We start from the raw sequence: 12616 nt of genomic DNA, 5'->3' as shown, positions 1-12616 counted from the left end.
GCACCGTCCCTCGGCTCCGGTACTTTGGTCGCAAGTTTTCTCAAGATCGCAGATTCTCGGAATCGCATCTTTAGAAGATCGCGAATGTGCGAGACCAACGGCGGGTTGGGGGTCTTCGGTGAGGCGTACGGTCCTCGGCGCGATGCGCGGTGTGATCCTCGGCGTCGTGATCGGCCTGCTGTACGGCTCGCTGATCCCGGCGCTTCCCGCCGCCGCGGCCCACAGCCTGGAGCGGGTGACGCTCATCGGGATCCCCGGACTGATGTGGAGTGACCTCAACCCCGCCGACACACCCAACCTGTGGCGGCTGGCCGGGCAGAGCGCGACCGGCTCGCTGTCCGTGAAGACCGTGGGCCGGGTCACCTGCCCGTACGACGGCTGGCTCACGGTCTCCGCCGGGGTCCGGTCCGCCGTCGGCCGCGGTTGCGGCCTGCCGCCCGCGCCGCTGCGGCAGGGCGAGGGGGCCGTGGTCGCCGACGTGCCCCGGCTGCGGGAGGCTCAGGACCGGAAGTACGTGGGCACCCTCGGGGAGGCCGCCCACGCCGGGCGGCAGTGCACGACGGCGGTGGGTCCCGGGGCGGCGCTCGCCCTGGCCGACCGGCAGGGCCGGGTGGACGTCTACGCCGACAGCCCGGCCGACGTGACCGACTGGACCCGGTGCAAAATCACCGCGGTCGCCATCGACGATCTCGTCACGCCGTACCTTCGGGAAGGCAGGCTCGGCACGGCGCCCGAGCCGCTGACGCCCCGGGCCCGCCGGGCGGCGGTCCGCGCCGCGGACGCCCGGCTCACCGCGATCCTGCCCCGGCTCGGCGACGGCCTGGTCCTGGTCGCCGGGCTCGCCGACCACGGTTCGGTCCCCCATCTCAGAGTGGCCATGCTGCACGGTCAGGGCACGGCCGGATCGTTGGGCGCGCGCTCCACCCACCGGACCAACATGATCATCGTGCCGGACCTCACCGCCACCATCCTCACCTGGGCAGTCGGCGCCGTTCCCTCGACGGTGGTCGGAGTGCCGGTCGAGACCCACGCCATGGGGGGCGGCGAGGTCGCCGCGCGGGTGGCCGAACTCAGGATCGCCGACGTGGCCGGGCAGACCATCCGCGACACGACCGGAGTCTTCTTCACCTCGCTGGCCGTGCTCCAGGTGCTGTTCTATGTCGTCGCGTTCCTGTTGCTGCGCCGCCGCGAGCGGCTCCCCCTGGTCCGGGGCGCCGCGATCGCGCTCGCGTCGATCCCCGTCTCCACCTACCTCGTGAACCTCCTCCCGTGGGCCGGTACGGCACAGCCGACGATCGCGCTGGTCGCGGGCGTCCTCGTGACGGCGGCCGGGCTCACGACCGTGGCCCTGTCCGGGCCATGGCGGAGAAGCGTCCTGGGGCCACCCTCCGTGATCGCGGCCGTCACGGCGGCGGTGCTGCTCGGCGATCTGCTGACCGGCACGCCGCTGCAGCTCAACAGCCTGATGGGCTACACGGGAGTGGTCGGCGCCCGTTACCACGGCCTCGGCAACATTCCGTTCGCGCTGCTGGCCACCGCCGTCCTGCTCGTCACGACGGCGATCGCCGATCTGCTGGCCCGCACCGGCCGGAAGGCCCTCGGTGTCGCCCTGGTGGCCACCCTCGGCGGGTTCGCGATGCTGCTCGACGGCTGGCCCGGGGTGGGCAGCGACTTCGGCGGGGTCATCGCCTTCCTGCCGGGCATCGCGGTCGCGACGCTCCTCGTCGCGGGCAAGCGCGTGTCGGTCGTCAAGCTGGGGATCTTCTGCGCCGCCGGCGGGGTGCTCGTCATGAGCATCGCCTACCTGGACTATCTACGCCCCGCCGACAGGCAGACCCATCTGGGTCGCTTCGTCGGGCAGGTGGCCGACGGCACGTTCCTACCGGTGATCTCACGCAAGCTCACGGCGATGCTGAGCACCCTGATCAGCCCCAACCTGATGCCGGTGGTGATCGCGGCCCTGGCCTTCCTGGTGTTCGCGCTGCTCCGGCCGGGCGCGGCCAGCGCGGGGATCCTGCCCGTGGCGTTCGAGCGGGCGCCCATGCTCAAGGCCGGTCTGCTCGGGGCACTGGTCAGCGGACTGGTCGGCATGCTCGTCAACGACTCGGGAGCGGCCGTGCTGTCCATGGCGCTGGCCCTGGCCGTACCGCTGGTGCTGAGCGCGGGAATCCGCGCGGTGCAAATCGACGAGCAACCCGCCGCCCCTGCCATGGCGCCGAGCTCGCAGCCCTGAGGCCGCCGGCCGGGTGAGCAGACCGCTCAGCTGGGCCAGGCGTCGGCGATGAGGTCGCGGGTGTCGCGCAGGAGTTGGGGCAGGACCCGGGTGTGCCCGACCACCGGCATGAAGTTGGTGTCACCGCCCCACCGGGGGACGACGTGCTGGTGCAGGTGGGCGGCGATGCCCGCGCCCGCGACGCCGCCCAGGTTCATCCCGACGTTGAACCCCTGCGCGCCGCTCGCCTTGCGCAGCGCCAGCGTCGCCCGTTTGGTGAACTCCGCCAGCTCGGCGGTCTCGGCCTCGTCCAGATCGGCGTAGTCGGCGACATGGCGGTAGGGACAGACCATCAGGTGACCGGAGTTGTACGGATAGAGGTTGAGCAGGGCGAACACGGCGGAGCCACGGGCGAGGATCAGACCGTCCTCGTCGGGAAGCTTCGGGATCTCGCAGAACGGACAGCCGTCATCCTTACCCGACCCCGTGGGCTTGTTCTCCCCCTTGATGTAGGCCATGCGATGGGGGGTCCACAGCCGCTGGAAGTTGTCGGGCGCCCCCGCACCGGCCTGCTCGATCGGCTCTGAGTCCACGCTCGCCCTCTCCTCCGTTCCCTGGTGCATGCCGCTGCCGCTGGCAGCAGCATATGACCCGCGATCTGGAGCGCTGCCCCCGGTACGGCCGGGCCGTACCGGGAGAGGACGGGCGTCAGACCTGGACGCGGCGGTCGATGGCGTCGACGATCTCGGCGATCGCCTGGTCGATCGGGACGCCGTTCTTCTGCTCGCCGCTGCGGTAGCGGAAGGACACCGCGCCCGCCGCCACGTCGTCGTCACCGGCCAGCAGCATGAACGGCACCTTGGCCTTCTGCGCGTTACGGATCTTCTTCTGCATCCGGTCGTCGGAGACGTCCACCTCGACCCGCACGCCGCGCTCGCGCAGCCGCTTGGCGACGTCCTGCAGGTACGGCGCGTGCGCGTCGGTGATCGGGATGCCGACGACCTGCACGGGGGCGAGCCACGGAGGGAACGCGCCGGCGTAGTGCTCGACCAGGACGCCGAAGAACCGCTCGATCGACCCGAACAGCGCCCGGTGGATCATGACGGGCTGCTGACGGCCTCCCTCGGACGACTGGTACTCGAGCTCGAACAGCTGCGGCAGGTTGAAGTCGAGCTGGATGGTCGACATCTGCCAGGTCCGGCCGATGGCGTCCCGGGCCTGGACTGAGATCTTGGGGCCGTAGAAGGCCGCGCCGCCCGGGTCGAGCACCAGGTCCAGCTTCTCGGACTCGGCGACCTCGCGCAGGGTCGCCGTGGCCTCCTCCCACGCCTCGTCGGAGCCGACGAACTTCTCCGGGTCCTTGGTGGACAGCTCCAGGTAGAAGTCGTCGAGGCCGTAGTCGCGCAGCAGGTCGAGCACGAACCGCAGCAGCGACGTGAGCTCGTCGCGCATCTGCTCACGGGTGCAGTAGATGTGCGCGTCGTCCTGGGTGAGGCCGCGCACCCGGGTCAGGCCGTGCACCACCCCGGACTTCTCGTACCGGTAGACCGTGCCGAACTCGAACAGCCGCAGCGGCAGCTCGCGGTAGGACCGCCCGCGCGCCCTGAAGATCAGGTTGTGCATCGGGCAGTTCATCGGCTTCAGGTAGTAGCGGGCGCCCTCCAGCTCCATGGGCGGGAACATGCCGTCGGCGTACCAGTCGAGGTGGCCGGAGATCTTGTAGAGGTTCTCCTTGGTGATGTGCGGGGTGTTGACGAACGAGTAGCCCGCCTCCTCGTGCCTGCGGCGCGAGTAGTCCTCCATCACCCGCCGGATGATGCCGCCCTTGGGGTGGAAGACCGGCAGGCCGGAGCCCAGCTCGTCGGGGAAGGAGAACAGGTCGAGCTCGGCGCCGAGCTTGCGGTGGTCGCGCTTCTCGGCCTCCGCCAGCAGGTGCAGGTACTCGTCCTGCTTCTCGCGCGACTCCCAGGCGGTGCCGTAGATCCGCTGGAGCTGCGGGTTCTTCTCGCTGCCCCGCCAGTAGGCCCCGCCCGAGCGCATCAGCTTGAACGCCGGGATGACCCTGGTGCTCGGCAGGTGCGGCCCGCGGCACAGGTCCTTCCAGCACAGCTCGCCGGACTTGGGGTCGAGGTTGTCGTAGATGGTGAGCTGCCCGGCGCCCACCTCCACGTTCGCGCCCTCGGCCGACTCGGCCGCGCCGCCCTTCAGCCCGATCAGCTCCAGCTTGTACGGCTCGGCCGCCAGCTCCTCGCGGGCGTCCTCGTCGCTCACCGGCCGCCGGCTGAAGGTCTGACCCTGCTTGACGATCTCGCGCATCCGCTTCTCGACGCGCTTGAGGTCGTCGGGGGTGAACGGCTCGGCGACGTCGAAGTCGTAGTAGAAGCCGTTCTCCACGGGCGGGCCGATGCCGAGCCTGGCCTCGGGGAAGATCTCCTGTACGGCCTGGGCCATCACGTGAGCGGTCGAGTGACGCAGGATCGCCCGGCCGTCGGGGCTGTCGATGGCGATCGGTTCGACGATGTCGCCGTCGCCGACCTCGGCGGCCAGGTCACGCGGCTCGCCGTTGATCCTCGCGGCGACGACGGACCTGCCGTCGGCGTCGAGCGCCTCCCCGGCCGTCGTGCCCGCCGCCACCACACGCTCGGCTCCGGCGAGGGTGATGCGTATTTCGAGGGCGGCAGACACGGTGGCTCCTTCGGCTGGCGTTCGTGCGCGTTCGCGCGGAAACGAGTTCGCGGACATCCCGCCCGGACCGGCCTCCGGAAGATCCAGCGCCGGCGGGACTCCAGGCTTCGATGCTACCGGTGCCGCCGCCCCGATTTCGCGCGCAAATCCTCCGTGATCCCCCCGCCTGCTCACCAACGGTGATGCACCTGGGGCCGGATCAGCTCGTCGTACACCCGGCGGACCGTGGCGTGCGTCTCGGCCGGCAGGGGCGGCAGATCGGCGGCCGCGGCGTTCGCCCGGGCCTGCTCGGGGTTGCGGGCGCCCGGGATCACCACGCTCACCCCCGGCTGGTCGATGATCCAGCGCAGCGCGAACTGGGCCATGGTCATGCCCCGGGGAACCAGCCCCCGGATGCGGTCGACCGCCTGCAGGCCCACGCCGTACTCCACCCCGGAGAAGGTCTCGCCGACGTCGAAGGCCTCGCCCTGCCGGTTGAAGTTGCGATGGTCGTTCTCCGCGAAGACCGTCTGCGGGCCGTACCGTCCCGACAGCAGACCGCTGGCCAGCGGGACCCGGGCGATGATGCCGACGCCGGCCTTCTCGGCCGCCGGGAGCACCTCGTCGAGCGGCTTGAGCCGGAACGCGTTGAGGATGATCTGCACGGCGGCCACGTTCGGCCGGGCGATCGCGGTGAGCGCCTCTCCGACGCTCTCCACGCTGACGCCGTAGGCCGCGATCGCGCCCTCGGCCACCAGCGTGTCGAGGCCGTCGAACACCGCGTCGTCGTCGAACACCGCGCTGGGCGGGCAGTGGAGCTGGACCAGGTCGAGCGTGTCGACGCCCAGGTTGGCGCGGGAGCGGTCGGTCCAGGCGCGGAAGTTGCCCAGAGTGTAGGCCTCGGGCGTCTGGAGCATCCGCCGCCCCATCTTGGTGGCCACGGTCAGTCCGGGCCGCTCCCCGAGCAGCCTGCCGATGATCTTCTCGCTGCGGCCGTCCCCGTACACGTCGGCCGTGTCGATGAAGTCGACCCCCGCGTCGACGGCCGCGTGGAGGGTGGCCAGCGCGTCCGCCTCGCTGACCTCGCCCCAGTCCGCCCCGAGCTGCCAGGCCCCCAGCCCGACGACGCCCACCTGCCTGCCCGTCCTGCCCAACACCCGCTGTTCCATGACGATTGATCCTAATGTGGGCTGATAGGGACGGTCATCCGGCCAGATGGCGGGCGAACCAGTCACGGGCGAGACCCGCGACCGACTCGAGCGTCCCCGGCTCCTCGAACAGGTGCGAGGCACCCGGGACGATCTCCAGGCGGGTCTCCGCGGTGAGCCGGCCCATCGCCTCCATGTTGAGCTCGATGACGATCGGGTCGCGTTCGCCGACGATCAGCAGCGTCGGCTGCCTGACCGAGGCGAGGGCGTCCCCGGCCATGTCGGGCCGGCCGCCCCGGGAGACGACGGCGCGCACCGTGGCCGGGCGGGCCGCCGCCGCCACCAGGGCGGCCGCCGCGCCCGTGCTCGCGCCGAACAGCCCGATGCCGAGGCCCCGGGTCGGCACGTCCTCCGGCACCCGGTCGGCCAGCGCCGCCACCCGCCCGGCCAGCAGGCCGATGTCGAACCGCAGGTGGCCGGTATGGGCGTCGGCGCGCTCCTCCTCGACCGTGAGCAGATCCGCCAGGACGGTCGCCAGCCCGGCGCGCTGCAGCTCACGGGCCACGTAGCGGTTTCGGGGGCTGTGCCGCCCGCTTCCGCTGCCGTGCGCGAACAGCACGACCCCCTGCGCCGGCCGCGGCACCACGACGTCGGCGTCGAGCACGACGCCCCCGGCCGGGATCCGGACGCTCACCTCGACAGCGTTCATGCTCTCCCCCTTGCCGTCACCCCTCGGCAGGTCAGAACGCCTTACCCCGTCCAGACGGCGACAAACTCGCGGCGGCCTCCCGGTCGATCATGCCGGAACCTCAGAAAGCCTTGGCATCCATTTAGATCAACCGGACAAAAGAGGACGATAGGGACCATCAAGGATGGGCAGAGGTCCTCAAAGAGTCAACGGTCGAACAGGCTTCCGAGAGCGGCCGTGCGGACGGGCAAGGTGAATCATGCACTGGCCAGAGGAGCTGACGGAGACCCCGGATCTACACGGGGCCTATCCACGGCTGAGCCGGGCCCAGATCGAGCGCCTGGGGGCGGGCGGTGCGCGGCGGCCGATGAGCCGCGACGATGTGCTGTTCGCCGAGGGTGCGCTGTCCGACGCCCTCTTCGTGGTGCTCGACGGCAGGGTGGCGATGGTCGAGGAGTACGGCACGGCCGACCATGTCGCCGCCGTCCACGGCCCGGGGCGGTTCCTCGGCGAGATGAACATGCTGACCGGCCTGGTCGGACATCAGACGGCGGTATGCGCCGAGCCCGGCGAGGTGCTCGCCGTGCCGGTGGACGAACTGCGTCGCGTGATCGGGCGAGATTCCGAGGTGGGGGATCTGATCCTGCGCGCGTTCGTCATCCGCCGGTCGATGCTCACCGGGCTCGGCACCGGCCTGCGGATCGTCGGTTCCCGGTTCTCCGCCGACACCCGACGCCTGCGCGAGTTCGCCGTACGCAACCGCCTGCCGCACAAGTGGATCGACCTGGAGGAGGACTGGGAGGCCGAGTGCTTCCTGCGCGCGATGGGTGTCGCCCCGGAGGAGACGCCGGTCGTGATCCTGCGGTGCGAGACGGTGCTGCGCAACCCGAGCAACGCCGAACTGGCCGGGGCCGTCAGCCTGCCGGCCCCGCGGACCTGGGAGACGGTGTGCGACCTGCTCATCGTCGGAGCGGGCCCGGCGGGCCTGGCCGCCGCGGTGTACGGCGCGGCCGACGGCCTGTCGACGATCGTGGTCGACGCGGCCGCGATCGGCGGCCAGGCCCGCACCTCGCCCCGGATCGAAAGCCACCTCGGATTCCCGTACGGAATCTCCGGGGAGGAACTGGCCGATCGGGCGGTGACCCAGGCGACCGGGCTCGGCGTCCGCTTCCGCCTCCCGGCGGAGGCCGCCGCGCTCGACGGAAGCTGCGGAGACCACGTCGTCACCACACGGGACGGCGCGATGATCCACGCTCGTGCGCTGCTCGTCGCCACCGGAATCCGCTACCACAGACTGCATCTGCCGGACATGGAGAGGTTCGAGCGCACGAGCGTCTACTACGCGGCGACCATGTTCGAGGCCCGTGAGTGCCGGCGGGATCCGATAGTGGTCGTGGGAGGAGGCGACTCCGCCGGACAGGCCGCCCTGTTCCTCGCCGCGCACGCGGCGTGGGTCCGCCTGCTGGCCAGGGAGGGCGACCTGCGGGTGAACATGTCCCGCTACCTGGCCGTCGAGGTCGAGCGCGACCCGCGCATCCAGGTCATGCTGAACACCGAGGTCCGGGAGCTGTCCGGTGGCGAGAGACTGGAGTCGGTCGTGGCCGAGGACAACGTCACCGGGGAGCGCCGCACGGTCGAGGCACGCGCGTTGTTCGTCCTCATCGGCGCCGAGCCGCACACCCGGTGGCTGTCCGGCGAGATCTCCCTCGACCGCCGCGGATATGTCCTCACCGGCGCGCGTGCCCTGCGCTCCCAGCCGGCGGAGGGCCTCAGCCCCGGCCGGCCGTTCCCGCTGGAGACCAGCAGACCCGGTGTGTTCGCGGCCGGTGACGTGCGCAGCGGCTCCGTCAAGCGGGTCGTCTCGGCAGCCGGAGAGGGCGCGATGGCGGCGCGCCTGGTCAACGAGCACCTCCGTTCGGCGACCTGAGCCGCGCCGGCGCCGACCCGCATGCTCCGCATGACGGCGCCGACCCACATGCTCCGCATGACGAGGGGCGAGCCGATGACCGGCTCGCCCCTCTCACCGCGCGTTCGCTCAGTCGTCGTCCGACGACCACTGGCCGGAGCCGAACTCACGCATCTGGCGGCCGGGCAGCTGCTGGACGAGGTCCTTGCCGGACATCTTGCTGACCACCGGAGAATTGGCCTGTGGGTGGAGGAAGATGTCCTGCGGCTCCTGCTGGCCGGCGGTCTGGACGACCGGCCCCTCGCTTCCCTGCTGACCCGCCGGACCGGCCTGGGCTGTCTGGCCTGTCTGGGCGGCGGGTGCCGCCTGCCCGGCGGGGCCCTGCGCGGCCGGGGCGGGCTCCTGCAGGCCGCCGGTCACGAGGGACCCGATCTTCCCGTTCTTGTCCTTCAGCAGCTTTTCCACTGCCGTGCTGGCGACGAGCTCCGGCTGGTCCGCGTTCTGCATCGCGAAGGACGCGACCTGCTTACCAGGCGAGGCGTCGGTGACGGGGTGCTGGTCGGCGGGAGTGCCGACCGGCCCGGAAAGCAGGGCAGCCGCGATTATTGCAGTGCAGATAGGCATGAGATTTCCCCCGAAATGGTGGACGGTACATTCATGACGGTAAGCGCCTCATGTCGGGCGATCACGGACCCGATGCCCAGTGTCCGGTCAAAGAAGGGAATCGCCCACTTCACTTGCCTTCGAACAACGCGACGAGGGGCGGCCCATCACCTGCGGCTCACCCCTCGTAGCATCTCTGGATGCCGGCCCTGTATTACTTCGGCATCAGCACGCTGTCGATCATGTAGACGGTGGCGTTGCGTGTGACCACGTCGCCGCACACCACGTTCGCGTCGTTGATCTTGAAGCTCTGTCCCGAACCGGTGGTGGTGAGCTCCCCTCCCTGCACAGTCTTCAGCTTGCCGCTCCGCAGGTCGGCCGGCGTCTTGCGTCCCTTGACCACGTGATAGGCCACGAGAGCGCTGAGCGCCTGCTTGTTCCCCATGAGACGGTCGAGTTTCTTCTTCGGGACTTTGGTGAAGGCTTCGTTGGTGGGCGCGAACAGCGTGAAGTCCTTGCCCTTGTTGAGCGTGCGGGCCAGGCCCGCGGTCCGCATCACTCCGGAAAGCGTCGAAAGCGACGGGATGCCGGAGATGGCCTTGCCGACCGGCTCGCCGGCCACGGAGGCCGGCACCTCAGAGCAGGCGGCGCCGAACGGCGAGGCCGAGGCGGAAGCGGACGGGGACGGGGACGCCGAAGCGGTGGCCGACCCTGTGGCCGACCCTGTGGCCGACTCGGTGGCCGACTCGGTGGCTGAGGCACTCGCCTCGTCGCCGGGCGTGCCGGTCGCCATGTCCGTAGCCGTCTCGTTGGCCGCGGCCGGCGCCGCGGCGTCGCTCTCGCCTCCGCTGCCGTCACTACCGCAGGCCGTGGTCAGCGTAAGCACCGCGGCCAGGGCGGCAAAGGCGAGAAGTCGCGTCTTCATCGAATCTCCCTGTGGTGGGGTGGCGCCCGCGGGCCGCGGGTGGCAGGTGCAAGGGTGCGGAGAGGAACCGGACGCCCGCCCCCCGCGGTCCGCGGAACTCACCCGCCGATCAGTCGACCGGCGGACGGATCAACGCGTTGCCCGCGCCCGGTTGTCTGCGCCCTTGTACGAGGGCCACGACTTCGCCACCTGATGCCCCTTGATCTCAGGCATGGCGAACGACTTCTTCGACGAGTCGAGCGTCGGGTTGAGCACGAGGTCGTACGCCTTCGGAGCGCGCCCGCTCCGACCCCACTCCGGGGGGAAGGTGAACTTCCCGGGGAAGAAGTCGTCGTCGGACTTCTTGTTGGCGGCCACCTGCGGACCCTCGGCGGACGTGGGAGCGGCGTTGGAGTTGTTGGCGGGCGGCTGGAACATGAAAGCGGGCCCGTCGTCGTCCGCGTCCTCCTGCTGCTGCGGCGCCTGCTGCGGCGCCTGCTGCTGGTCTCCGGACTGCTGCGGGGCCTGCTGCGGCTGCATCCCGGCCTCCTGCAGCCACGGCGGCTGCATCGGCTGGAACATCGCGGGCTGCATCATGCCGCCCGGCTGCTGCATCATGCCCGGCTGCATCATGCCACCGGGCTGCTGCGTCATGCCCGGCTGCTGCGTCATACCGGGCTGCTGCGGTTCGCCGGGCAGTTGCACCGTGCCCGGCTGCTGCATCGCGTTCTGGGGCTGCTGCTGCGCCCCGGCCTGCTGCAGCCACGGCGGCTGCATCCCGAACTGCGGTGCTCCGTACATCTGGCTGCTGTAGGGGTCGTTGTTGGTGTAGGCGCCCGGGCCGGCGTCCTGCGGCGTGGTGGCGGCCGCCGGGCCCGCGAGCAGGGTAGCGGCGAGTATGGCAGTGCAGATTGGCATGAGACTCCCCCGATGTCGTGGAAGGTACGAGCTAGACGCTAAGCGGCCGACCATGGATGATCACGCGTCCGACGCTCAATGTCGGGTCAAACCTGGGGATCAGCCCCTTCATCCCGCAAAGATCTACAAACCACGGCCTGCCACCTGGTTCGCACGCGCCCGATGCGCCGTTTCCTCCCGGTACCGGGCGGGCACCCCCGACGTATGCGACTGCTCGACAACACGCTGCCGCTCCTGCTGAACGGGTATGCCTGGCTGCCGGGCCTGCGCCGCCGTGCCGGGTCGGACATCGTCCACACCAGGGTGCTCGGGCAGCGGGCGGTGGGCCTGTGCGGGCCGGACGCCGCGCGATTCTTCTATGACGAGGAGCACGTGGCGCGTCGGACGGCCCTGCCCGGCCCGATCAAGAGCACGCTGTTCGGCCACGGCGCCGTGCACACGCTCGACGGCCCGGCACACCGGCTGCGCAAGGCGATGTTCATGTCGCTCATGACCGAGGACACGATCGGGAGCCTCACCGATCACACGCTCGCCGCGTGGGACGAGACGGTCTCCTCATGGCCGGCCGGACGGGACGTGGTGCTCTTCGACGAGGCGTCCCGGCTGCTGACCCGTGCCGTGTGCCGGTGGGCGGGCGTCCCCCTGTCCGACGCCGACGTGCCGGCCGCGGCATCGGACCTGGTCGCGATGGTCGACGGATTCGGTTCGGCGGGGCGGCGGCACTGGCGGGCGCGACTGGCCCGGCGACGGCGCGAGGCGTGGCTGGCCGCACTGATAACGGATGCGCGCCGAGGCGCCCTCACCGCGCCGTCCGGCTCGGCGATCGACGTGGTGGCGCATCACGAGGACGTCGACGGCAGGCGGCTCGAACCCCGCGTGGCCGCGGTCGACCTGCTCAATGTCCTGCGTCCCACCGTGGCCATCTGCTGGTTCGCCACCTTCATGGCCCACGCGCTGCATCGGTGGCCCGAGCATCGTGCCCGGCTGACCGGCGCGGCCGACAGCGGGGCGAAGGCCTTCCCCGACGCGTTCTCCGAGGCGTTCGTCGACGAGGTCCGCCGCTTCTACCCGTTCACGCCGTTCGTCGGCGGCCGGGCCGTGCGTGACCTGTCCTGGCGCGGGGAGCCGATCCCGGCGGGGGCGCTCGTGCTGCTCGACGTCTACGGGCAGAACCACGACTCACGGCTCTGGGCCGAGCCGTACCGCTTCGATCCCGACCGGTTCGTGGGCCGTCGGATCGGCGCGTTCGATCTCATCCCGCAGGGCGGCGGCGACGCGAACACCGGCCATCGCTGCCCCGGCGAGGCGATCGTCATCACCCTGATGCGGGTCCTCGCACACCGCCTGGCCGGGCTGGACTACCGAGTTCCCGAGCAGGATCTGACGATCTCCCTGCGGCGGGTGCCCGCGCGGATGGCGAGCGGGTTCGTCCTCAGGCCCGAGCGCGTCCGGGTCAGTCCGGCAACTGGATCTCGATCGGTATGACGATCGGCGGCCGGTCCGGGAGCCCGGGCACAGACCACGCCGCCTGACCGTGGACGTCGGCGGCACCCGGCTTCGAGCACGCCGGGCA

The 12616-nt window shown here is 70.9% G+C and carries 10 protein-coding genes; 3 read left to right on the top strand and 7 right to left on the bottom strand.

What is annotated here, in order from left to right:
- Positions 1–118 precede the first annotated feature (118 nt).
- Entirely contained in the window at positions 119–2233 is a 2115-nt protein-coding gene (locus Mth01_RS14985; protein ID WP_204016462.1) for a hypothetical protein, read from the top strand.
- 26 nt (positions 2234–2259) lie between these two features.
- On the opposite strand, the gene Mth01_RS14980 is transcribed toward Mth01_RS14985, so the two are convergent.
- The 4 genes from Mth01_RS14980 to Mth01_RS14965 all read right to left on the bottom strand — a co-directional run bounded on the left by Mth01_RS14980 (position 2260) and on the right by Mth01_RS14965 (position 6733).
- Positions 2260–2835, bottom strand: coding sequence for an HIT family protein (locus Mth01_RS14980; protein WP_204016461.1), 576 nt, complete (start codon positions 2833–2835; stop codon positions 2260–2262).
- A gap of 85 nt (positions 2836–2920) precedes the next feature.
- Positions 2921–4897 carry a threonine--tRNA ligase gene (gene thrS / locus Mth01_RS14975; protein WP_204016460.1) on the bottom strand — a complete coding sequence of 659 codons (1977 nt, stop codon included), beginning with the start codon at positions 4895–4897 and terminating at the stop codon, positions 2921–2923.
- 170 nt (positions 4898–5067) lie between these two features.
- Complete coding sequence (locus tag Mth01_RS14970) at positions 5068–6045, bottom strand: aldo/keto reductase (protein ID WP_204016459.1); 978 nt, start codon at positions 6043–6045, stop codon at positions 5068–5070.
- Positions 6046–6079: 34 nt separating this feature from the next.
- Positions 6080–6733: a dienelactone hydrolase family protein gene (locus tag Mth01_RS14965; RefSeq protein ID WP_204016458.1), complete on the bottom strand. Its 654-nt coding sequence runs from the start codon at positions 6731–6733 to the stop codon at positions 6080–6082.
- Between the two features lie 238 nt (positions 6734–6971).
- Between Mth01_RS14965 and Mth01_RS14960 the strand changes: the two genes are divergently transcribed.
- On the top strand, positions 6972–8639 hold the full coding sequence (locus Mth01_RS14960) for an FAD-dependent oxidoreductase (protein ID WP_204016457.1): 1668 nt from the start codon (positions 6972–6974) through the stop codon (positions 8637–8639).
- 108 nt (positions 8640–8747) lie between these two features.
- On the opposite strand, the gene Mth01_RS14955 is transcribed toward Mth01_RS14960, so the two are convergent.
- From Mth01_RS14955 to Mth01_RS14945, 3 genes are all read right to left on the bottom strand, one after another.
- On the bottom strand, positions 8748–9242 hold the full coding sequence (locus Mth01_RS14955; RefSeq protein WP_204016456.1) for a hypothetical protein: 495 nt from the start codon (positions 9240–9242) through the stop codon (positions 8748–8750).
- A gap of 193 nt (positions 9243–9435) precedes the next feature.
- Complete coding sequence (locus Mth01_RS14950) at positions 9436–10146, bottom strand: fasciclin domain-containing protein (RefSeq protein ID WP_204016455.1); 711 nt, start codon at positions 10144–10146, stop codon at positions 9436–9438.
- Positions 10147–10275: 129 nt separating this feature from the next.
- Positions 10276–11043 carry a hypothetical protein gene (locus tag Mth01_RS14945; protein WP_204016454.1) on the bottom strand — a complete coding sequence of 256 codons (768 nt, stop codon included), beginning with the start codon at positions 11041–11043 and terminating at the stop codon, positions 10276–10278.
- Positions 11044–11247: 204 nt separating this feature from the next.
- Between Mth01_RS14945 and Mth01_RS14940 the strand changes: the two genes are divergently transcribed.
- Positions 11248–12528: a cytochrome P450 gene (locus Mth01_RS14940; RefSeq protein WP_204016453.1), complete on the top strand. Its 1281-nt coding sequence runs from the start codon at positions 11248–11250 to the stop codon at positions 12526–12528.
- Positions 12529–12616 lie beyond the last annotated feature (88 nt).

Source organism: Sphaerimonospora thailandensis, assembly GCF_016863115.1.
Taxonomy (GTDB): domain Bacteria; phylum Actinomycetota; class Actinomycetes; order Streptosporangiales; family Streptosporangiaceae; genus Sphaerimonospora; species Sphaerimonospora cavernae.
This window is presented reverse-complemented; position numbering and strand designations above follow the sequence as displayed.

What these genes read in the sequence shown, in the direction of transcription:
- Mth01_RS14980 (WP_204016461.1), bottom strand. Translation starts at nt 2,835, where the DNA reads ATGCACCAGGGAACGGAGGAGAGGGCGAGCGTGGACTCAGAGCCGATC.
- Mth01_RS14970 (WP_204016459.1), bottom strand. Translation starts at nt 6,045, where the DNA reads ATGGAACAGCGGGTGTTGGGCAGGACGGGCAGGCAGGTGGGCGTCGTC.
- Mth01_RS14965 (WP_204016458.1), bottom strand. Translation starts at nt 6,733, where the DNA reads ATGAACGCTGTCGAGGTGAGCGTCCGGATCCCGGCCGGGGGCGTCGTG.
- Mth01_RS14960 (WP_204016457.1), top strand. Translation starts at nt 6,972, where the DNA reads ATGCACTGGCCAGAGGAGCTGACGGAGACCCCGGATCTACACGGGGCC.
- Mth01_RS14955 (WP_204016456.1), bottom strand. Translation starts at nt 9,242, where the DNA reads ATGCCTATCTGCACTGCAATAATCGCGGCTGCCCTGCTTTCCGGGCCG.
- Mth01_RS14950 (WP_204016455.1), bottom strand. Translation starts at nt 10,146, where the DNA reads ATGAAGACGCGACTTCTCGCCTTTGCCGCCCTGGCCGCGGTGCTTACG.
- Mth01_RS14945 (WP_204016454.1), bottom strand. Translation starts at nt 11,043, where the DNA reads ATGCCAATCTGCACTGCCATACTCGCCGCTACCCTGCTCGCGGGCCCG.
- Mth01_RS14940 (WP_204016453.1), top strand. Translation starts at nt 11,248, where the DNA reads ATGCGACTGCTCGACAACACGCTGCCGCTCCTGCTGAACGGGTATGCC.